Consider the following 21,315-nt stretch of genomic DNA (forward strand, 5'->3'; position numbering starts at 1 on the left):
TCTAAAAATTTTACCGAGTCGATTCCAAATCGAGTTTCGTTTTAAGAGTCGGCTTTTCATCGATAATTTCTTTTACGAGTCGGATAATGTCCTCCCTTCTCTTTTCCACCTTTGGATAAAGTTCTTCTAAAATCGCGATTGATTTTGCGTGTAGATTTTGAAGTCTGAAAATTTTCGCTTCTAAAATCCAAGATCCGATCGTGATAAAGTCTTCGTTTTCGTTTCTAACCTTACGGATGAAGTTCAGGGAAGAAACATACTGGCCTGCACGGAATTCGGAAAGTCCGATTAAAAAAAGAGCTTCTCTTTCGGTGAGAAGAATCGATCCGCTGGATTCCGGACTTGCGAGATTGCGTTTTAAGAATTCCGTATCTCCCGATAAGGACGCCCCTAAGATTGCAATCCAGGTATAGCTGATTTTAAATTCGGGGCTGATCTTGTCGTACGGGATCGAATTTAAGAGATGAGTGAGGGATTTTTTGGAAAGATGCTGTTTGACCGTTTCCCCAAATGCGATCATCACTTCGTTATCCGGATTTTCGCCGATCGCGGGATCGATCGCCTTGGCGCGAAGCGCGTTTCGGTACATTTCCTCCAGGATCGGAAGATACGATTCGTCTTCCTTAAGAAAGTCGTTGAATCCCGAATAGGCGAGCTTTACCAAGGTTCCCGAGTCGAAAGAGAACCCGTTAAGCAAAAATGAATTATAATTTCCTAATGCAATATAAAAATATCCCAATTCATCCGAAGGATTCGCGTGAACGTAATCTTTGGCGGCGTTTTGGAAATTTTTCACGGAGCCTTCTTCGAGAGTTCCCGAATGGATTTGTTGTTGGATGTTTTTTCTTTCTTTTTCGAGAAGAATTTTTCTATCACCCGCGAATAGGTTTTTAATACTCTGCTGGAAAAAAAATCCCGTTCCGCCTAAAATCAGCATAAGAGCGACAAGAATGTAAGGTTTATAACTGGTTTTCTTTTTATAACTTTTCAGGCCGGATTGATACAGCATACTTCGTCGATTTTTTATACACCCATTCTGGGTTCACGTATTTTTTGAATTCCCTAAAACTTGACACCTTAGTCTCCCCTGATTCCGTTGGATTTCTATGCCTTACGATTATGATTTTGATGAAGATTTTGAAGTTGAGACCGGTTACGATGAGGATGGGACCGGAGAAGAGGTATTAACGTTTGCTTGTGAAGATTGCGATCATCGTTGGGAAGAGGACGCTTACGAAGCCGAAGATTACGGCCTCGAAGGGGCGATTTGTCCGATGTGCGGCTCCTCTGTAGTAATCGAGTTTTGAAAAATACTGGGCCGGTTCGGCGATTCGCCAAGAATTGTGCCAACCGGTCCCTCGTGTCCGTATTTGTTCTATTTGTTTTGTTTCCTCACGGTTCGGTCTTACCGACCGATTTCGGCGACGTTTACGATTTTTACAAAAAAGGAAACTATGATACCTTAGTAAAGGTTTCCCGGGCCGCACTTCAGAAAGAGGAGATTGATTATAGGATTCTACTTTTATATACCTCCGCAGAAAAAGATCCGGAAGAGATCGATAAAACTTTGAGAAGTATCTATGAAAAGAAGGGATCTCACCCTGGAATTTTTTACAATTCTGTGTTTTTATTTTTAGAACGTTGTCTGGTATTGGAAGACGAATCTTCTGGAATTTATTGGGGAAAGATTTTTACCGAAAACGGAACATCTTCGGTGCGTTATGCGGAAGGGCTTTACACCTATGCTTGTATTTTATACGGAGCTGGAAAATTTTCGGAAGTGAGACAAATTCTTCTCAAACTTAGAGAATTGAAATCGGCCGAAAAGTTGGCGAAAAAGATTCGGATCTTAGAATTGAGCGTCGAAAAAAAAACGGAGTAAAAATGTGAAAGCACTCAAGGTACAGGCCGGGAAGCTCAAAGGTAAATCGATAGAAACGCCTATTGCCGTCGCGGGAAACACGAACTTTACTCCCGCGATTTTAAAAAAATCAGTTTTTGATATCGTTGGCTCTTTGGTTTTAAAAGGAAGATTGATACTTGAAGAATCCGCGTTTGTGGATTTTTTCGCGGGTTCGGGACAGATGGCTTTGGAAGCAATGAGTCGAGGATTTGCAAGAGTCGTTTTATACGAGTTGGCTTGGGAAAGATCGGACAACCTTCGAAAACTTTTCGCAAAATTCGGAGACAACTCCGAAATCAATAGAAAAGACGTATTCCGTTTTTATAATAAACTCGATATTCCCGAAAAATCGAAGATCTATTTTTTAGATCCTCCGTATTCCTTCTGGGATAAGAAAAAGGAAAAAATCAAGTCTCTTCTGGACTTTTTGTTAAACGACACCGCCACCGTAGCCGTTTTTATTCAGTCTCCGATCGATCCGGACTGGCCCGGTTTTGAAACCAGAAAGTTCGGAAAGAATTTCTTAACTTTTCGTGCGAACGGAGTTTGGAACGTTTCTCAACTTCCGAACGAAAATGTATCCGAAATTTCGGAAGATATATCTTCGTTTCGTGAAAATGAAGATTGAATATTCGAAAAGTTGAATTCTATTTTGGGGAATCGATTTTAATCCGGCTTTTCTTTTTTGGAAAGATTCCGAAAGTGTTGTAAAATAGGCCGGTCGTAATCCCGACGATAAGCGCAAAAAATGGTTTGATCGGGACTTAAAGCGCGCATTACCTGGGACGTATGAAAATGATATTCGAAAAGAAACGATTGATTTTGCAAAAGTACAGCGGTTCTCAAAAATTAAGTCGAATCGGGAAATCCCGACTTTTTAAAGGGAGATTCCAACATTCTAATTTTCGAAATAAGTTTATCATAGTATTCTATCCATACGTCCGAGTAGTAAAATGAAATTTGGTAGGTTTTTTGCGGAGAAAAAGTTTTTAATACAGTGTGGCAAGGGTTTGTCTTATAATCAATCAAAGTTCGATTGTGGAATTTATCATTTGAATCTTGCGGAAGTAAACTTTTTCTTTTATCCTGTCTCTCGAGAATTTAGGGTTCGACTTAAAACCTTTTTTCAGAAAGGTCGCTTGTCGGAACAAGTAAAAGAAAATGTTGGTCGAAAGCGAGATCTGATTTTCGAAAATGTTCTTAAAATGAGAATCGCGGAAAGTTTATGCCGAAGATGATCGCAATTCTATTGGCGGAGAAATCCGTAAGATTATATCTTCGATTTTTTGCGATCGGAATGGGGATTTCTTTTGCGACCTTGATTTTAAACTCTTCGTTTCGGTTTATGGGAGTGGATCTTTCCGAATTCAAGTCCCTCTTTTTATCCATTCTGCCTTTATTCTTAAAAGATTATATTCAAACTTTGATTGCGAGCGGAATTTTGTTCGGTGCGATCGGTTTGCTCCTTTCTTCTGCGTTTTTTGGGAATGAAAAAAAAGTTTCGACCGGCCTGTCTCTTATCGATCGTTTGTCGAAAGATAGGATTTTATCGGGTGAAAATTCTGATTCCTTCCACGATACTTTTATCGACAAGGACGTCGAAATTGAAAAAGAAAACTACTGTCGAAAAGTCTCTTGGATTTTCGGAGTATTTGTGTTTCTTCTTTGGTGCCATTCTGTGATTTTTTATCCCCAGCTCTACGGAGAATTTTTCTTTTATCGATTTCCGTTTTTGCGTTTCTTTTTATTTTTCCTGACGGATTGGGTTTCTCCCTGGATTCCGCTGGCGATCGCGCTCGGAATTTTGGGAGTTTGTATCGTAATACATTCTGTTTTCTTAATATTAAAACGAAACCGTTCCCGTTTTATATTTTTCGTTTTGTTTTGTTTTTTGCTCTTTTGGTCTCATTCTTGCGGAAGTCTTTTGGGGATTTTGAGCGCGACTATCTTCTATCTTTCCACTCGAGTTTTTGAGAACGAGATGGTTGCGATTTTTGATCCGGTTCGAACCGTAAATTTGAAGAATGCAAATTGGAATCGAATCGCCCTCGTTTTACTTTTTACTATTTGTTCCTCTCTGATTTGTTTCGCTTCTTCGAAAAGTTGTCTTGGAATTTTTACCTCAACTCTAACTTGGAGCAAAGAAGTTCCGGAAAATACCGTTCTGAGTGCGGAAGGTTTTCCGAACATTCTGATTCTGAGCGCGGATAGTCTTCGTTATGATAAAATGGGATACGCACAAGGTAAGGCGGGATTGACGCCTCATATCGATTCACTTGCGAAGGATTCTATAATATTCCAAGATCATCATACTACGATTCCCAGGACTTTCCCCGCTTGGGCGGATTTGCTCACGGGACAACCCAGCTTCGTACACGGAATTCAGGATATGTTTCCGGATATAAAGGATCGGGAGGGTTTGAGCGGTAATGTTTCTAAAACGCTTCCGAAACTTTTGTCGCAACTCGGATACAAAACGCGGGTCGTTTCTTCGTTTGCGGGGGATATTTTTCCTCGAGCCGATTGGGGGTTTCGATCCGTAAAAGCTCCGATCTTTCACGCTGGAATTCTCACGGCGCAAAGGATTTTAGAAACTCAGATTTTTCTTCTTCCGATCGTGACCGGTTCGATTCCGGGCGCGGGAGAATATTTCGAGGCAATTCGCGGATTTCCGAGTTTGGGGGACGATTCTAAAATTCTTCCGGATCTTTTGGCCGGATTAAAAAAGGAGGGGAATCCATTTTTTACGGTCTTTTTTTCCTCTGTGACGCATTTCCCATTCAGTCCTCCGTATCCGTATTACAAAATATTTACAAATTCTGAATATTATGGAAAATTTAAGTATTTCAAATTTGTGAATCCGAGCGATTCTTCCGAACTTTCGAGCTACGATCAGGAACAGATTCGAGGGCTCTTTCAGGCTTCGATTTATTCTTTTGACGACTCGGTCGGAAAAATTTTGGAACACTTAAAAAAGGAAGGGATTTACGATTCCACTCTGATCGTTTTAACGAGCGATCATGGGGAATCCTTGTTTGAAGCCGATCATAGTCACGGACACGGTGAACATCTGAGAGGGGAGGCTGTGACTCATATTCCTTTGCTCATTAAATTCCCTCGAAATGTCGGCGCTGGTCGGAGATTTGCCGGAATCAGTAGTTCCCTGGATCTGTTTCCGACTTTACTTTCGTTCGTCGCAAACCGGGTACGGGATTTTTCCTTACGCGAGAATTTGCGAAACGAATTGAAAAATCGTTTTGGAAGGGATTTGTCCGCGGGTTTGAGTTTTCAGACTTGGAAAGATTCTCGAAATGTCTACGGTGAAACTGGAATTTGGTTTAGTGATTTGGGAAATCATTTTTATCAAAAGGAAAGAATTTACTATCCCGACATTCTTCATTTGCATTCGATTGAGTCGGGAGAGTTTCCTTTTATTTCGATCGGAGATTCTTACGCGAAGGAGAGTGTGATCATTTCCAAACATAGGATGTTTCAGAATACGACCCGTAAACTCATCTACATTCCTTCGGAGAACGGTGTGTTTTGGCGTTGTTACGATCGGATTGCCGATCCTTGGAACGAAAAGCCTCTTGCGATTCAAGAGTGTTCTTCTCTGAAAGATTCTCTTGTTTCGTTTCTGATTTCTTCCGGAAAATTCAAGAAAGCAGGAGAGTATTTGCTCCCCTTGTCGAATTGATGCTTGAAGGATAGGGCTAAACTAAAAATCTGTATTTTAGTATGCCTAGAAGAGAAGATATACGCTCCGTACTCATCCTGGGATCCGGTCCGATCGTTATCGGACAGGCGTGTGAGTTTGATTATTCCGGAACTCAAGCCGCCAAAGCCCTGAAAGAAAAAGGGATTCGTGTTATTTTACTGAATTCAAATCCGGCGACGATCATGACCGACCCCGATCTTGCGGACGCGACTTACGTGGAACCGATGACGGTTTCAGTCGTTCAAAAAATTCTTGAGAAAGAAAAACCGGACGCAATTCTTCCCACGGTCGGAGGTCAGACCGCTCTCAACCTAGCTCTCGCCTGCAACTCCGCGGGGCTTTTGGAAAAATACAATGTGGAATTGATCGGCGCCAAAGTGGACGCGATCAAAAAAGCAGAAGACAGAGAACTTTTCAAGAAGGCGATGGAAAAAATCGGTGTGAGAGTTCCCGCATCCGGTCTGGCGAACAATCTCACAGACGCCGCCGAAATCAAAAAAAAGCTCGGGCTCCCTCTCATTGTTCGTCCGGCGTTTACTCTCGGCGGTACCGGAGGTGGAATCGCTTACACCGAAGAAACGTTCGAAGAAGTCGTTTCAAAAGGACTCAAGGCTTCTCCTATCAGTCAGGTTCTTTTGGAAGAATCGGTTCTAGGTTGGAAAGAATTCGAACTCGAGGTTATGCGGGATCTGGCGGATAACGTAGTTATTATCTGTTCGATCGAAAACATAGATCCGATGGGAGTTCATACGGGCGATTCCATCACTGTGGCCCCTCAACAAACTCTGTCCGATAAGGAATATCAAAACTTAAGAGATATGTCGATCGCTATCATTCGAGAAATCGGAGTAGAGACGGGCGGTTCCAACATTCAGTTCGCGGTCAACCCGGTAAACGGAGACGTGATCGTAATCGAGATGAACCCGAGGGTTTCCCGCTCTTCGGCTTTGGCTTCCAAAGCGACCGGATTTCCGATCGCAAAGATCGCCGCTCTTCTTTCCATCGGTTATACGTTAGACGAAATTAAGAACGATATCACTCGCGTAACTCCGGCTTCTTTTGAGCCTTCGATCGACTATGTAGTAACAAAAGTGCCCCGTTTTGCCTTTGAAAAATTTCCGGGAACCGACGATACTTTGGGAGTTCAGATGAAAGCGGTCGGCGAGGCGATGGCGATCGGTAGGACGTTTAAGGAAAGTTTTCAGAAGGCGCTTCGTTCTCTTGAAATCGACCGCTACGGCTTCGGTTCAGACGGATACTTTCAGGAATTATTATATGCAAGAAGTTTAAATAGTGATCAAAGAAAGGAATGGATCGATTCCTTTCTGAAACGTCCGAACGATAAGCGTATTTTTTACATCAAGCTCGCTTTCGACGAGGAATACACCGTGGATCAGATCCACGATCTTTGCAAGGTGGATCGCTGGTTCCTGTGGCAGATGGAAGACCTTCTCAAATTGGAAAAGGAATATTCCGAAAAGGGAAATTTGGTTCTTTCCAAAATGAAACAAGCCGGTTTTTCCAACAGACAACTATCATTTCTAAAGAATAAAAAACGGATTCTGGATCTGCTCGACGGCGAGCTCAGGGTGGATCTGAAAAAAACGGAAATTCAGAATCTTCTCAAAAAATCGGAAGAGGAAATTGAAACCAAGCTCGGTTCTGAAAAGATTCTTCCCGTTTACAAAAGAATCGATACTTGCGCGGGAGAATTCGAGGCTTATACTCCTTATTTCTATTCTTCTTACGACGAAGAGGACGAGTCCGATGTGACTTCTACTAAGTCCGTGATGATTCTCGGAGGAGGTCCGAATCGGATCGGCCAGGGGATCGAGTTCGATTACTGCTGTTGTCAGGCTTCCTACGCTCTTCAGGACTTGGGAATCGAGTCCATTATGGTCAATTCGAATCCGGAAACCGTTTCGACGGATTACGATACGTCGGATCGTCTTTACTTCGAGCCTCTGACCCTGGAGGACGTATATCGTATTTATCAAAACGAAAAACCGGAAGGTGTCATCATTCAATTCGGCGGTCAGACTCCTCTCAAACTCGCAAAGGATCTGGAAAGAAAAGGGGTTAAAATTTTAGGAACAAGTCCGGATTCCATCGACCGCGCCGAAGACAGAAAACGTTTTGTCGAAGTATTAGAAAAATTGAAACTAAATTCTCCAGAAAGCGGGATCGCAACTTCTATGGAAGAGGCGAGGGAGATCGCCCAAAAGATCACCTATCCGGTGTTAGTTCGTCCGAGTTACGTTCTGGGAGGAAGAGCGATGCTCATCATCAATGAGGAGAAAGAACTCGATCGTTACATGGAAAAGGCGGAAGAGATCTCCAAAGACAGACCTCTTTTGATTGATTCCTTTTTGGAGGATGCGGTGGAAGTTGATGTGGATGCCCTCTGCGATGGAAAAGAAGTTTTCGTTACCGGCATCATGGAACACATCGAAGAGGCTGGGGTCCATAGCGGGGATTCGGCTTGTATTCTTCCTCCGCAAACGCTTTCCAAAAATATGATGGATGAAATTCGTAGAGCGACCGTGGATCTTGCTTTGGAACTTCAAGTCAAGGGTCTCATCAACATTCAATATGCGGTAAAGAATGAAGTCCTTTATATCATCGAAGTGAATCCGAGAGCCTCAAGGACCGTTCCGTTTGTGTCTAAGGCTCTTGGCCATCCGATTGTAAAATACGCAACTCGGATTATGATGGGAGAATCTTTGAAAAGCCTTCCTCTTCCGAAAGAAATGGCGTTCTCTCAGGTTTCCGTAAAAGAAGTCGTTCTTCCGTTTAATAAATTTCCGGGAGTCGATACGATTTTAGGTCCGGAGATGCGTTCCACCGGAGAAGTAATGGGGATCGCTTCCACTGTCGGGGAGGCATTTTTGAAATCTCAATATATGGCCGGTGACGAACTTCCTTCTCAAGGGACAGTTTTTGTAAGTATCAACGACAAGACCAAGTCGGAGCTTCTTTCTTATATCAAGGATCTTTCCGAACTAGGTTTCAATCTGATCGCGACTTCGGGAACTCATAAATTTCTTTCGGACAATGGAATTCTTTCTTCCAAGATCAACAAGGTCTACGACGAAATATTTCCCACGGCTTTGGATTATATCAGAGAGAATAAGATTCATCTGATCATCAACACTCCTCTTTCAAGAGTCACGAGAGACGATAGTTTTACGATCCGTCAGGCGGCTATAAGATTTAAGGTTCCTTGTTTGACCACATCCAACGCCGCTAAAGCTCTCATCAAAGGAATGGTGGAAATGAAAAACAAGGGTTTTACAATCCATTCTCTCCAAGAAATTCACGCGATGCCGAAAAGTCTTTAAAAGCTATCTCAAAAATATCTTAGGCCGATTGAAATCGGCGTTTGAAGCGGCTTTGTTAATCTGAATCATGGAATTTTTCAACAACTCTATTGGTAATTCATAAATATATCAATTCGCAAAAAAGTAAGTAATACTTATGAGCGAACTTAAACATTCCTCTGCGCTAAACGAATTGGAAAAATTTTTCACAATATTCATATTTTCTAATTTTCTGAAAATAGGCTTTTATGCTTAGTTTTTCAATTTTTAAGGGATAGAAATATAATAGTTTTAATCTTCCGATTTTACTTTTAAGTAAAATTGATTTTTGGAGCGTTAAATTGATGTTAGCTGAAATTTAAATGCTGTAGTTAAAAAGATTTATTCTGTATCAAATATGTAAAAAAATAACTATATTTCGAAATTTTTGAAAAAAATAAACTTATGTTTGTTAGGTTATCACATATGCGGGGAAGATGAATCTTTTGTGTTTTTTGGGCCAATAGTGCCAACGGATTAGATTTAGAATTTCTCGTAATTTTAGGAGTAAATCAAAGATTATGAAAATTAAATATAAATTTACGATCTTATCAGCTTTCACGCTGGTATTTGTCGCGTGTTTGAATAAGTCATCTGATGATAATGCGGTTTTAAGCGGATTACTTTCTCTTGTATCTAACCAACAGCGATGTGTAGGATTGGATTGTACTAAAAATCGTACGGCAACAGATCGAATTGTGGATGGGAATCAGCTTCAGAGTGTGCAAAACCTACAGTCTGCTTTTCCACTTAGCATCACCCCGTATATCTTTACGACATCGTCTTTCGGTGTTCTTCACCATGGAAACTTTGGAGGAATTTCTGAAGCGGATGCGTTTTGTCAGAGCAATATTCCTTCGAACATTCCTTCGAATACTCCTCGCTCTGGAATCTACAAAGCAATGCTAACGGACGGAGTCAATAGAGTAGCGACTACAGTGGGTCCTAACTCCAAGAATGGGCAAGTAAACTGGGTGTTCCAACCGAATCAAAAATATCTAAGAGCTGAGGACGGTGCGATTGTAATGACCACGAATAGTTCCGGTATGTTTGATTTTGCAAGCGGTGCAAAACTGGAAAATCCGTTTACGCAAATTGCCGCTTCCGGTCAGTGGACCGGCTTAAATTCGGATTGGACAACTTGGAAATCTGAAGGTGTACCGGTTGCTTGTGATTCCTGGAATAGTTCGACTGCCGCTCTTTATGGGTCGTTTGGGAGTTCGACTCGTACGGACTCGGACATTCTCGCAGCGAAGATTTCGACGGGAGAAATCTTTACCGCAAATTGTGCCAGCGTCGGCTCAGACAATGGCCCTTATAAATTCGGTCTGGTTTGTGTGGAACAACCTCCTCCTCCAAGATATATCTTTACGACATCGTCTTTCGGTGTTGTTCACAATGGAAACTTTGGGGGAATTTCTGGAGCGGATGCGTTTTGTCAGAACAATATTCCTTCGAATATTCCTCGTACTGGAATCTACAAAGCAATGCTAACGGACGGAGTCAATAGAGTAGCTACTACAGTAGGTCCTAACTCCATGGATGGACAAGTAAACTGGGTGTTCCAACCGAATCAACAGTATCGAAGAGCTGAGGACGGTGCGATTGTAATGACCACGAATAGTTTCGGTATGTTTGATTTTGCAAACGGCGCAAAACTGGAAAATCCGTTTACACTTCAGCGTGAGTCTGGTCAGTGGACCGGCTTAAATTCGAATTGGACAACTTGGAAACCTGGAGGAGTACCGGTTGCTTGTGACTCCTGGAGTAGTTCTGTTGCCGCTCGTTATGGATCGTTTGGGAGTTCGACTCGTACGGACTCGGATATTATTGCAGCGAAGATTTCGGCGGGAGGAAGCTTTACCGCAAGTTGTTCCAGTACTCGTACATCCTATGGTCCGTATAACTTAGGTCTGGTCTGCGTGGAACAATGAGGGAAAGATCGAATGATGGTTTTAGAATGTAACCACCTAATCAAACGTACCTTTCGGAAATATCACAATTGAGTTAAACTATGCTTGATGAAAAAACGAATACCGACCGGTCCAAAGAGTTTACCGCTTTTTCCAAAAGCGGGTTATCCCAACGAGAGTATTGTAAAAAGCGCGGGATCAAAAATACGAATGATTGGGAGAGGCGATCTAAAAAACGTGATAGAGATGGCTTTGTAGAAATTCTCTCCTCGGTCGTGCAAGCCGACCTAACGTTTGGATCTGAATTTTTGATTCTCAAAATAGATTTATTGGGTAGGCACATCTCCCAATCAATCTATAATTTGGTTTAGACCTCTGGGAAATGGAAAAGTGTATTTGCGACCCGGAGTTACGGGTTTAAGGAAATCGATCAATACACTTGCGATGATCGTAGAAGGTAAAATGAAAAAGGATCCGTATGAAGAGAGCATATTTCTCTTTTGAACCTGTCCAGTCCCGGTTTTTTCCGTAAGAAAAAATCGGGATTGGACAGAATCTTGCAGCTTGACCCTTTGGTAAAGTAAAATGAAGTTTTGGGATGCGCTGTAAACTTTTCGGAGATAGAGGTTATGTCAGTCAATCTTTGTTTGAAAGTCTTTATGAAGAAGGAATTCAACTCATAACAAAATTAAAAAAGAATATGAAAATAAATGAATGCCCTTAGTTGATAAAATCCTTCTACTGATCCATATAAAAATAAGTACCTAAATGCCAGCTTGTCTCCAATAACTATCGAAACTGATAGTATTTGATTTCAATATTCTTAAAGTAGATTTTGTTCTTTGAATCAATTGGCTAAGATTCTCCGGGCAAAAATTAGCCATATAGCTTTTCTTTCAACGACACCAGATATATTCTTGCGGATTTAACTCCGGAGCATAAGGGGGAAAAATTTCTAATCTAAGTCTTTTCTCATTCTCTTTTAAAAATTCATTCATTGCTTTGCTTTTACGAACAGATAGATTATCCCAAACTATTAAAATCTTTTTGCGATTTTTCTTTAGAAGTATCTTTAAAAAATAAATAAGCTCCAAGTCATACGGATTCTGGCTGATTCCGCTTTCATCCAAAAATAGGATCTTAAACCTTTCATCCTTTGCTTTTTTACTACTCGGACGTATGAAAATAGTACTTAAAAATAAATGTTCGATTTTGCAAAAGTAAGGCGATTCTCAAAAAATAAGTTAAATCAGGAATTTCGGAATTTTTATAGATATATTCCAACATTCTAATTTTCGAAATAAAATTATCATAATATTATTTTCATGCGTCCTATTGGCATATCCGGCCAAGTTTTCGTTTTCCAAGTTTCAATTGCCTTTTCATCTCTTTCCAACGCTCTTCTTTTAGGTTTTTGATACGAAAACCCTAATTGATGTAAGAGAGTTCCCACATAATCTTGATGATACGTTACTCCGAATTCTTTTCGTATGATTTCCGATACGCGATACGTTGACCAGAGTTCATTCGGATAACCGTTACTGATCGGACCTTTCAAGATGATTCTTTTTAATTCTTTCTTCTCTGAAGTAGTCAACTTGGTCGGTCGGCCTCGTTGACCATTCCATTTTACTCCTTCGATTCCTTCCGATTCATATCTATCTCGCCAACGCATTACCGATTGCTTACTGACTCCAAGCTTTTTTGATACTCCGTAGCACGTGTAGCCTTTCTTCAGTAAATCGATTCCTTCAACCTACGCTTTTCCAAGCGTTTTAATTTTTCCCGCTCTAATCTTTGCATTATGACAATTGGATATTATTGATACTCTTTTTTGTAGGAATCATAATATACTTGGCAATTATGTTGGTCTCATGTCCCTATGGTTTTACATGATTACGTCTTAATTTTTCAAAGAAAGAGGATGTGAAAATGATTCGTTTGATAGTTCCAATAGTAGTTTTGTCAGTTTCAATTGGAGTTGACCTTTCTTACGGGGTGAGTCCTGCGCTTATCCATATTCTATCGAATGCTATTCCTGGTTCCATAGTTCAAAAGCCAGCAGATAATCCGAAAGATAAAGCTATCAAGATCGTTATACATGACGGGGGAAAGTTTTGTTATGCTCCTGTTTTTAGCGGTGGTGAAAGTTATATTCAGATTGAGCAATGTTGGGAACAGGGAGTTGCTAATGCAAGGTACGATGTGTTTCAAAGAATTTCTTATCACATTCAAGACACGTGGTTGTGTATTACTGCTCCGGAGAAAGTAGTTAAGGGAGAGGCAAACCAGGGTTATGTGAACTTAAGACCTTGTACTATCAATGACCCTTTGCAGCGATGGATCATAAAGGAAAATGCCTTTTGGACTTCAGATGGACGGTATCGCTTGAAAGATGTGAAGTGGTATGCCTATATCTCAAAAAATTCTAAGGATGGTTATAACCATACCTTGGACTCTTCAATGAAAGATTGGGCTCAAACTGTGGCGACTCCCGGCAACATCAGTATTAAGACTTCCATAGCTTGGAATTTGGAAAATAGGCGTTACTTTATTCATTCAAAAGGCTCAAAAAAAAATACTACATCTCTCTACTACAATCCTGAGAACGGACATCTTGCTCAATACAATCCTGTTAGCGGATCGCTCTATTGCATGTATTCTAAGGTAGGTAGTTATAAATGGAATTGGATTCAATGGGTATCATGTAGTGATGCACTTACCAGTAAGGATAACCCCGCTTATTGGAATGTTTATCTTCAAACTGAAGAGGGAGGAATGATCAAAGACTATAAAGGAAATATTCTCAGAGTTACTGAGAAAGGACCAAATTGGGGTGTTGCTTATGCAGTTAAGCCCTCTTTTTTGAAAACAGATACTACCAATAGTCCTACGTCTTTGTTCGTAGTTGATGGAGATTTACTAGATTGGATACGTTACACAACCGGCAATCTTGGAAAGACAGAGCAATATTGTCCAGCGGGTAATAAGGAGAGTCTTGCCTATAAAAGAGTAAAAAGGACCTTACCCCCTGACTTTCAATTAACTGATGATTGGATTCGGAGGCTCTATGAGATAGCGACTTCGTCTTCACCTACAAGTAGTGGACAGGCACGTGGTGTATGTGGTGTTTGTCTGCTTCATGGTTTCCAGATGTTGGCAGAACTCCAGGAGTATCATTCTCAAGGACCTCTTCGGAGCGGAGGCTACTTCTTCGATACAGTTTATTATAGGAATCCTTTTGTATCGTTTGAACAACGTTATCCGTTGTTAAACATGCTGCTGACGGACGTACCTCAAGTGTATGATCCCGTCAATTACTCAAACAGAAGACTGGCATTAGCATCGGCTAGGACTATGTTGCCTCAGTACAACTGGGTTCCCTCACGTGAATTCGCTACTCGGCCTGAGATAATATCTCACATAAATTCGCTTATTAATTCTCCTCCCGGAAGCATTTGGTTGGGGGTATTCTCGCAGTTACGTCCGGATGGAACTATGGGGTGGCATTCCGTTCCAATTCTTAGGGATACTCAAGGGCTAGTGGTAATTCAAACGAACGCGTATTCGGTACCATTTGACCTCTATAGGGAATATTTAACACCCACCACGGATCCGTTCCAGGTAATGAATTACCTAGAACTACCAAATAGAATTCTGATGATACTTATAACTATACAGTTGAGGGAGGTTTATCATAATACATTTGACTTCATAATTTCTAACAGGAATTGCACTGGAGAAGGGGACGACAGAAGAGGTACGGGAGGATATCCAACCAGCGCATCGGTGAATCAGTGCTCTGGAGGAGGCAGGTGCACGCTGCTGTAATTATGAGCCGATCCTGTCGATTTGTATGGTAACAGGATTCATCTTACATTACTTCTGAAAGAAATTGACTAATTTGCTAAAAGTCTATCCCAAAGTTGTGAAAGTGTCCACAGAATACTAAGTCCGCTGATAGAATCTGCGTATGTGCTTTTCTTGATATTCCGGATTGAATCTTTTCAGGAGTTTGATTTGATTTTCATGGCAGACGGGTTTAAACGTTTCTTCGGAACTCGTAGAATTATTGACTGGCTTAGTCTATAGACTCATAACCAAACCCCACAAGTTAAGAAGGCTTTTGGGATCATAAGGATCAAAAACTGATATTTTTCAGGTGTTCCGGCAAGAATGAGACTTTTTACTTGCAAAAAGTATGATTTTCTGATAGAGAAAAATCTCCCGAGTCTTCCCGCCACTTAAAGTCAGGGAAACTTAGGAGGGAAGTTCTCCTAAACTCAGTAAACACCTTCCTATGAGGCGGTGTTTAGGTCGCTTACGAAGAAACTCAGGCGCAGAGCTTACCTGAACTCAATAAGTTGACTCCCTATGGGTCGCAACTTAGGTCGCTTACGAAGAAACTCAGGCGCAGAGCTTACCTGAACTCAATAAGTTGACTCCCTATGGGTCGCAACTTAGGTCGCTCTGAAGAAACTCAGGCGCAGAGCTTACCTAAGGGTCGCTCTGAAGAAACTCAGGCGCAGAGCTTACCTAAGGGTCGCTCTGCGGGGCGTAAGTTTCACTGTCGTAATTCCGACAGATTTATCTTCGGATCCAAGTACTTGTGGGGTTGGTTCGTCTATAGACCCTTGCGGGTTTAGCAATCATTTTTCAATTCGTTCGCAAACTCTAGCAGTAGCTTCTTCTTTAAGAGTGTCGCCTGGCGTCGTTGAAGAGGAACTGTGTGGTAAATTTTTGTCCAGACCATTCGAGTTTCTTAATTCAAAAAACGAAATTCACCTAAAAAAATTAAAAATAACCGCGATCAGTTTTAAAAGCTGTTACTCGCCCTATAAAATAGAATACCGTTTATTTGAGTGCAAATCCCGCTTTTAGACGCAGATTTTGGACACTCTATTATGTAGAGAAAAGCAGGAATTCAGATATTTTTATAGGGCAATGCACTCTCCCTTTATAAGGGATACGAGTTTATAAAAATAAGTTTTTTCCCAAGTGTTTCGCCATAAAATTCGCATAGTACCCCATATTTAAGCAAATGACATCCTTAGTTATAAGAGTTTACGTTCTAAATTATAAACTAAGTGGATGAGAAAGGCCTATTAGAATATCATAAAGTAGAAAACGAATAAAGTTTTACAGGAGGCTTGGTTTGTTTCGAATCTTTTGGGCCGTATTTTTGATTTTTAGCTTACTTTTGATATTTACCTGCAAAGACGAAAAGAAAGAAGCCCTTCGTAAGGAAGGTGAAACGAAAAAGGTCGAAACGATTGCCTATCCTTTTCCTCCCGATAATGCCCCAACCCCCGAAAGAATCTTATTGGGGAAAACTTTATTTTTTGATCCGATTCTTTCCGGTTCCAATTGGATTAGTTGTGCCACTTGTCATAATCCGGGTCTTGCTTGGACAGACGGGTTAAAAACTGCGGTCGGACACAATATGAAGGTTTTGGGAAAAAATACTCCCACGATTCTCAATGGAGCGTACGGAAGCAAAATGTTCTGGGACGGCAGGGCTGACAATTTGGAAGCGCAGGCGTTGGGTCCGATTTCATCTCCCGATGAAATGAATCAGGATGTGGACGAACTTATATTAGAATTAAAGAATATTAGAGGATATAAAAAATTGTTCTCCAAGGCGTATCCGACCGAGGATATAAATGCGGCGACGATCGGAAAGGCGATTGCAAGTTTTGAAAGAACGATTCTGTCTACAGAGTCTATGTTTGATCGATGGAAAAAAGGGGATAAAACCGCGATTTCGGAATCGGCGCAAAGGGGCTTTTCCGTTTTTAACGGAAAAGCGAATTGCTCCGCGTGTCATCAAGGCGACCAGTTTTCGGACAACGGATTTCATAATATCGGTTTGAAAAACGCATCCAAGGAAGTCGGAAGATTTAAAATCGTGGCGGTAAAATCCATGAAGGGCGCTTTCAAAACTCCCGGTTTGCGGGACGTCGCTTTGACGGGGCCGTATATGCACGACGGAAGTTATGCGACCTTGGAAGAGGTTGTTGAACATTACGATCGAGGAGGGGATGAAAAAAATAACCTGGATCCGAACATGACGGCTCTCAAACTGACGAAGGATGAAAAGGCCGATCTCGTCGAGTTTATGAAATCTCTGAACGGCAAAATGGTTCCGATTTCGATTCCGGAGTTTCCTAGATAATTTTATCATAAATTAGGAGTATTGAATGTTAATTCGATTTACGGCGGTTTTTGTTTTTCTCGTTCTTTGTGGTGGAAGTTTAACTGCGGCGGAACACGAAGTGGGTCAAAAGAATAAGGGTTTTACGGTGGAGTCCTTAAAGATCAAAGCCGGAGACGTGGTGAGTTTTCCGAATTACGACACTTTTTATCACAACGTGTATTCCCTATCTCCCACGAAAATTTTCGATTTGGGCTCGTATTCTCAGGGGAAAACGCAAAAGGTGAAGTTTGAAAAACCCGGTAAGATCACCGTTCAGTGCGCGATACATCCCGAAATGAAAATGACGATAGACGTACAATGATGAAAAGATATTCAAAAATTATAATTATTTTTCTTTTTTTTGAGTCGACGTTTTCTTTAACGGCTCTTGACTCCATGGAAAAATCCGCGGTTCGGGGAAGTATCGTATTCCGTACTTATTGTGTGCTTTGTCACGGAGAAGCCGCGGACGGAAAGGGCCGCCTTGCGACGGGGAAGGTTCCGCCGCCCGCAAATCTTACGATCACTAAGCTGACCAATGCGCAAAAAGAAGAAATCATCAAAAAAGGGGGAATCGGAGTGAATCGTTCCCCCTTTATGCCTCCCTGGAAGAAAGAATTGTCCGAAGAGCAAATCAAAGACGTAATTTCTTACATCAACTTTCTTTCGAAATCGAAATAGTCGGCAAAACGTTTCCGCAAATTTTACAGTGAAATCACTCGGCAATATAAGTATTAAAACAAGATTGCGTTTCAGCTTCGGAGTCATCATCGGAGTATTTATTCTTTCTTCGGCTTTGATTGTTTACAATACATTTATATATCGGAAAACGATTCGATCGATGATCGAAAATTCGCAGCCTAAATTTCAACTGATGAACTTAACTTTGGAAAAGTTGATTCTTACGGAGCTGACTCTTTCCTCCAAGGTGTCCACGATCGACGCGCTTCTTTCCGAAGAGGAAAACAAGAAAGTTCGAACCCTATTGGATGAAATAAAGAAAAATAACGTTACGTTTCGGGAATTTTCCTTGGAAGCGAGCGAACTTGAAAATTTGAAAATTTTCGAAGAAGGGTTAGAGAATCTTTCCCAATATGCGGAAACGATTCATAGTTTGGGTAAAGAGAATAAAAGACAGGAAGCTCAGATATTATACGTTCGCGGGATCAATCCTTTGAGCGCTTCCCTTAGAAAAACGATCAAGGTTTTGATCGAATTCGAAGCTTCCCATTCCCGTAAGAGTGAGGACGTCGCGGAAACTCAACTTACTTTCTCCTTGTATATGATTTGCGCTCTTTCTTTTTTTTCTTTGATCGCTGGAATCTTATTTTCCAGATCCATTATTCGATCCGTGATGTTTCCGCTCAAAAAGGCGATTCATTTTGCGTCTGAAATTCAAAACGGAAATTTGAATAACCGGATCAAAATCGACCGTTTCGATGAGATGGGGGAGCTTTTAGAATTTTTGAAAAAGATGGAAACATCCCTTCGTGAAATCATCGTCGAAGCGAGAATTTCGGTCGAGAATTCCCAAAAGGCAAGCCAAGAATTTTACAAGGTTTCGAAAGAATTTATTTCTACATCGGAAACCCAAGCGGACGATTCTCAGAAGGTGGCCGATCATATTGATCGTTTGAGTACGTTGGTGGAGACCAATACTTCCACTATTCTTACTTCCGCCGAACATCTTCGAAATTTGGAAAAGGAAATCCAAAAAAATCTTTCCTCCTTGATTACCGTGACCGAGTCTTTGAACTCTTTAACGCTAAAAGCGCAAGAATCCTCGGAGACGGCGTTAAAGGGAAGGGAGAAGGTGGACGGGGTTCAGAAATCGTTTTTAGAGGTAAAGCGTACCGTTCAAAGAATCAACGAATCTCTCGTAAAGATCGGGGATATTTCCACCCGCACGAACATGCTTGCTCTCAATGCCGCGATTGAGGCCGCGAGAGCCGGGGAACAAGGGAGAGGATTTACGATCGTCGCGGATGAGATTTCACAACTCGCCGATCATACGATGAGAAACGCGCGGGAAATTACGGATCTAATCGAATTTACGAGAGCCAGTATCGAATCCGGAAACGGCGAGATGCATCAATTCTCGGATTTTTTTACGATGATTCAAGAGAACGCATCCAACATGGCGCGTTTTAGTATGCATCTGCTGGAGGATATGAGAGCTCAGGAGTCCGGTTTGAATCTTTGCACTCTCAAAATGCGTGAGATCTCTTCTAATATTACAAATTTGGAATATTCGTCTTTGGAAAATAAAAGCGCATACAGTTCCATCAAACTTTCAATCCGAGATCTTTTGCAGGGAGCGGGTTTGATTTCTTCTGGTTCTCAGGAAATCAGCTCTGGTGCGAAACGGATCGACGAACAATCGGATAAGGTAAAACGTCTGATGGAGAAGTTTTCAATCTAAGAACGTTCGATAGCCCTTTTTTAAGGTAATCATTGAAATCGAAACGATCAGAAGTTGTAGTTTTCTTCGAGTGTTTCTGCGAGAAGTTATGCTCTTTACTTGCAAAAAGTATGAATTTCTAATAGAGAAAAATCTCCCGATTTTTCCCGCGGCCGCCAGGGCCAGGGCGCGAAGAGAAACTAAAGTGTAATGCTTCCGGCGCGTTAAAAAACGTGAGTTCGGTGTAACGAAATGCGAAAGCGATTGTAGCATTATGTTGCGACCGTAGGCAGCAACATTGAGTTCAATTCCGAAGGAATTGGAGCGAAGAGCGCGGTCGCGAGCCATTTTATCTATGAAACTCGTGAGCTGCGACGACTCATAGGGAGTCGTTGCACTTTAGTTTCTTATTCGCCCAAACTTTCTTACGTCGAACTCACGTTAAAAAAATAAAACACAGAACTTTCCTGAATTCAATAAGTTGATTCCCTATGGTGCAACTACGGGATCGTGTAAAAGTTTAAGCGAGACTGGAAGCGGATGTTCCCAGAAAAGTGGGCGATCAAATGAGTCTGCTTCACACGAACAATCGAATGCGGATTCTTTGGGACGTTGTAATCTTCGTTTGTATTTTATATGCCTCCGTAGAATCTCCTCTGAGGGTCGTTTTGTCGTATGAACTCGCGGTAAACGGTCTTTTATGTTCTTGTGAATTTGTTTTATTTCGGAGATCGGTAGAGTCCTAGAAAAGTGTCAGAGAAAAAGATAAAATTCGAACTCCAAAGATAAGATTTTTCTTGTACTAAATTTTCTTTCGGGAAACCATTGACTTTAGGACACTGTCGTCCCGGCCTCGGCCTGTGGGTCGGCGTAACTCCGTGGAACTTTTTGCTCTTTTTTGCTTTTCGCTTCCTGGGCCGGGGATTTTTTAAATTTTACTCGTTCGAAACAGACGGAGGAACGTTATCGGGGTCGTCTTGAGGAAAATTTCGATAGGTTTCGGATTTTTAGCTGAATGGAGAGTGGGACTCAAGCCTCAATGACAAGCGGTAGAGACGAGGTCCATCTTCGCTTTCCAAAACGTATCGTCGTTTTTGGACGGAAACGGCCAAAAACGTCGTATTTCCTCGATATATAATTTAACTTTTGCGTTCACAATTGGGTCTTTTTGACAGATATCCATCAATTTAGCCTGTACTATAACCGAAAACTCCCGATCCGATCTGCGCATACTCTTCCGCATAATTGCTGGTGGAATAGAAAACGACGAAACCCGGAACCGGGTTTGAAAACCCAGGACGTGCCCATGTTAGGACGGGTTCTCTGTTTGCATCATATAAAGGAGCTCCATACTGAAATCCAGGAGGGTTCAATGCGTGCCAATCTCGATTGAAAGAATAATGACGAATCGTATAATCAATATTGTGGTTCAATTCGTGATGAATTACATAACGATATCCGTCCAAACAAGTTTCATTGTTGTAGGCCAGACAATTTTTAAAACCTAATGTAGAGAGATATAATATTTTGAGTCGGATCTGCGAGTCCGCTAAGTGACGATCGAACGCTTTGGCTCTGCAATACATCGTGGACAACGACGAGTTTACTCGCTCTCGCTTTGATCATATATCCGCGGGGATATTTTTGAATTTCCTGTTTCAAAAATTCAAGGTAGAGTTTTAAGTCGTCTCCCTCATAGTTCAGATCCACGAAAAAATTACTTTTCCCACTATAAGGAAGGAATATCCGTATGAGTGAGGATTTCAACGTCTTGGTCGTAATTTTCAAAACGATCGATTTGTAAGAGTAGAAGCAAAAGGGAAGT

Annotated in this window: 17 protein-coding genes and 3 pseudogenes (1 of these 20 only partly in view); 15 read left to right on the forward strand and 5 right to left on the reverse strand. The window is 41.4% G+C overall.

Annotated features, from left to right (window positions below):
• Positions 1 to 10 precede the first annotated feature (10 nt).
• Complete coding sequence (locus tag FHG67_RS04510; RefSeq protein ID WP_004499194.1) at positions 11 to 1,009, reverse strand: hypothetical protein; 999 nt, start codon at positions 1,007 to 1,009, stop codon at positions 11 to 13.
• A 97-nt stretch (positions 1,010 to 1,106) separates the two neighbouring features.
• Here FHG67_RS04510 and FHG67_RS04515 point away from each other — a divergent pair, with 97 nt between their 5' ends.
• The 9 genes and pseudogenes from FHG67_RS04515 to FHG67_RS04565 form a co-directional block, all read left to right on the forward strand.
• Positions 1,107 to 1,307, forward strand: coding sequence for a hypothetical protein (locus FHG67_RS04515; protein ID WP_002745160.1), 201 nt, complete (start codon positions 1,107 to 1,109; stop codon positions 1,305 to 1,307).
• Complete coding sequence (locus tag FHG67_RS04520; protein ID WP_036058271.1) at positions 1,304 to 1,882, forward strand: hypothetical protein; 579 nt, start codon at positions 1,304 to 1,306, stop codon at positions 1,880 to 1,882. The genes FHG67_RS04515 and FHG67_RS04520 overlap by 4 nt, the downstream gene beginning before the upstream one ends.
• A gap of 4 nt (positions 1,883 to 1,886) precedes the next feature.
• The gene (locus FHG67_RS04525; protein WP_002614464.1) at positions 1,887 to 2,531 is read left to right on the forward strand and encodes an RsmD family RNA methyltransferase; all 645 of its coding nucleotides are present in this window, start codon (positions 1,887 to 1,889) and stop codon (positions 2,529 to 2,531) included.
• Positions 2,532 to 3,128: 597 nt separating this feature from the next.
• Positions 3,129 to 5,600, forward strand: coding sequence for a sulfatase-like hydrolase/transferase (locus FHG67_RS04540; RefSeq protein ID WP_142499662.1), 2,472 nt, complete (start codon positions 3,129 to 3,131; stop codon positions 5,598 to 5,600).
• A 41-nt stretch (positions 5,601 to 5,641) separates the two neighbouring features.
• The gene (gene carB, locus FHG67_RS04545; protein ID WP_061222006.1) at positions 5,642 to 8,962 is read left to right on the forward strand and encodes a carbamoyl-phosphate synthase large subunit; all 3,321 of its coding nucleotides are present in this window, start codon (positions 5,642 to 5,644) and stop codon (positions 8,960 to 8,962) included.
• Positions 8,963 to 9,501: 539 nt separating this feature from the next.
• Positions 9,502 to 10,914, forward strand: a complete 1,413-nt coding sequence (gene lenF, locus FHG67_RS04550) for an endostatin-like outer membrane lipoprotein LenF (protein ID WP_142499663.1) — start codon at positions 9,502 to 9,504, stop codon at positions 10,912 to 10,914.
• 80 nt (positions 10,915 to 10,994) lie between these two features.
• Positions 10,995 to 11,264, forward strand: coding sequence for an IS66 family insertion sequence element accessory protein TnpA (gene tnpA / locus FHG67_RS22205; protein ID WP_420844356.1), 270 nt, complete (start codon positions 10,995 to 10,997; stop codon positions 11,262 to 11,264).
• 19 nt (positions 11,265 to 11,283) lie between these two features.
• On the forward strand, positions 11,284 to 11,397 hold the full coding sequence (gene tnpB / locus FHG67_RS04560; protein WP_002614482.1) for an IS66 family insertion sequence element accessory protein TnpB: 114 nt from the start codon (positions 11,284 to 11,286) through the stop codon (positions 11,395 to 11,397).
• A 103-nt stretch (positions 11,398 to 11,500) separates the two neighbouring features.
• Positions 11,501 to 11,634: pseudogene (locus tag FHG67_RS04565) on the forward strand (transposase); the annotation flags it as partial.
• A 23-nt stretch (positions 11,635 to 11,657) separates the two neighbouring features.
• On the opposite strand, the pseudogene FHG67_RS04570 reads toward FHG67_RS04565, so the two are convergent.
• Together FHG67_RS04570 and FHG67_RS04575 are read right to left on the reverse strand one after the other, a co-directional pair.
• Positions 11,658 to 11,984 (reverse strand): annotated as a pseudogene (locus FHG67_RS04570) (transposase); the annotation flags it as partial.
• Positions 11,985 to 12,234: 250 nt separating this feature from the next.
• Positions 12,235 to 12,696 (reverse strand): annotated as a pseudogene (locus FHG67_RS04575) (IS630 family transposase); the annotation flags it as partial.
• A 129-nt stretch (positions 12,697 to 12,825) separates the two neighbouring features.
• Here FHG67_RS04575 and FHG67_RS04580 point away from each other — a divergent pair.
• The 6 genes from FHG67_RS04580 to FHG67_RS21645 all read left to right on the forward strand — a co-directional run bounded on the left by FHG67_RS04580 (position 12,826) and on the right by FHG67_RS21645 (position 20,236).
• Complete coding sequence (locus FHG67_RS04580; RefSeq protein WP_142499664.1) at positions 12,826 to 14,724, forward strand: DUF1561 domain-containing protein; 1,899 nt, start codon at positions 12,826 to 12,828, stop codon at positions 14,722 to 14,724.
• Between the two features lie 1,324 nt (positions 14,725 to 16,048).
• Positions 16,049 to 17,068 (forward strand): cytochrome-c peroxidase, encoded by a 1,020-nt coding sequence (locus FHG67_RS04585; RefSeq protein ID WP_004504308.1) that lies wholly within the window; start codon positions 16,049 to 16,051, stop codon positions 17,066 to 17,068.
• A 25-nt stretch (positions 17,069 to 17,093) separates the two neighbouring features.
• A complete protein-coding gene (locus FHG67_RS04590) occupies positions 17,094 to 17,411 on the forward strand; it encodes a methylamine utilization protein (protein WP_002626032.1) in 318 nt (105 codons plus the stop codon).
• Positions 17,411 to 17,770, forward strand: coding sequence for a c-type cytochrome (locus tag FHG67_RS04595; protein ID WP_036061355.1), 360 nt, complete (start codon positions 17,411 to 17,413; stop codon positions 17,768 to 17,770). Before FHG67_RS04590 ends, FHG67_RS04595 begins: the two co-directional genes overlap by 1 nt.
• Positions 17,771 to 17,798: 28 nt before the next feature.
• A complete protein-coding gene (locus FHG67_RS04600; protein WP_016759155.1) occupies positions 17,799 to 19,511 on the forward strand; it encodes a methyl-accepting chemotaxis protein in 1,713 nt (570 codons plus the stop codon).
• Positions 19,512 to 20,056: 545 nt separating this feature from the next.
• Positions 20,057 to 20,236 (forward strand): hypothetical protein, encoded by a 180-nt coding sequence (locus tag FHG67_RS21645; RefSeq protein ID WP_004502072.1) that lies wholly within the window; start codon positions 20,057 to 20,059, stop codon positions 20,234 to 20,236.
• Between the two features lie 441 nt (positions 20,237 to 20,677).
• Here FHG67_RS21645 and FHG67_RS04610 read toward each other — a convergent pair whose 3' ends face one another.
• Both FHG67_RS04610 and FHG67_RS04620 read right to left on the reverse strand, forming a co-directional pair.
• A complete protein-coding gene (locus FHG67_RS04610) occupies positions 20,678 to 21,085 on the reverse strand; it encodes a hypothetical protein (protein ID WP_232423488.1) in 408 nt (135 codons plus the stop codon).
• Positions 21,086 to 21,219: 134 nt separating this feature from the next.
• Positions 21,220 to 21,315 carry the 3' portion of a hypothetical protein gene (locus FHG67_RS04620; protein WP_004499814.1) on the reverse strand. It continues 243 nt past the right edge of the window, so the window shows 96 of its 339 coding nt (coding positions 244-339); its start codon lies off the right edge, out of view; the stop codon is at positions 21,220 to 21,222.

The organism is Leptospira weilii, assembly GCF_006874765.1.
In the GTDB taxonomy this organism is placed as follows: domain Bacteria; phylum Spirochaetota; class Leptospiria; order Leptospirales; family Leptospiraceae; genus Leptospira; species Leptospira weilii.

Excerpts from the sequence above, each read along its gene's own strand:
- FHG67_RS04510 (WP_004499194.1), bottom strand. The coding sequence starts at position 1,009 with ATGCTGTATCAATCCGGCCTGAAAAGTTATAAAAAGAAAACCAGTTAT.
- FHG67_RS04515 (WP_002745160.1), top strand. The coding sequence starts at position 1,107 with ATGCCTTACGATTATGATTTTGATGAAGATTTTGAAGTTGAGACCGGT.
- FHG67_RS04540 (WP_142499662.1), top strand. The coding sequence starts at position 3,129 with ATGCCGAAGATGATCGCAATTCTATTGGCGGAGAAATCCGTAAGATTA.
- carB (WP_061222006.1), top strand. The coding sequence starts at position 5,642 with ATGCCTAGAAGAGAAGATATACGCTCCGTACTCATCCTGGGATCCGGT.
- lenF (WP_142499663.1), top strand. The coding sequence starts at position 9,502 with ATGAAAATTAAATATAAATTTACGATCTTATCAGCTTTCACGCTGGTA.
- tnpA (WP_420844356.1), top strand. The coding sequence starts at position 10,995 with ATGCTTGATGAAAAAACGAATACCGACCGGTCCAAAGAGTTTACCGCT.
- FHG67_RS04580 (WP_142499664.1), top strand. The coding sequence starts at position 12,826 with ATGATTCGTTTGATAGTTCCAATAGTAGTTTTGTCAGTTTCAATTGGA.
- FHG67_RS04590 (WP_002626032.1), top strand. The coding sequence starts at position 17,094 with ATGTTAATTCGATTTACGGCGGTTTTTGTTTTTCTCGTTCTTTGTGGT.
- FHG67_RS04595 (WP_036061355.1), top strand. The coding sequence starts at position 17,411 with ATGAAAAGATATTCAAAAATTATAATTATTTTTCTTTTTTTTGAGTCG.
- FHG67_RS21645 (WP_004502072.1), top strand. The coding sequence starts at position 20,057 with ATGAGTCTGCTTCACACGAACAATCGAATGCGGATTCTTTGGGACGTT.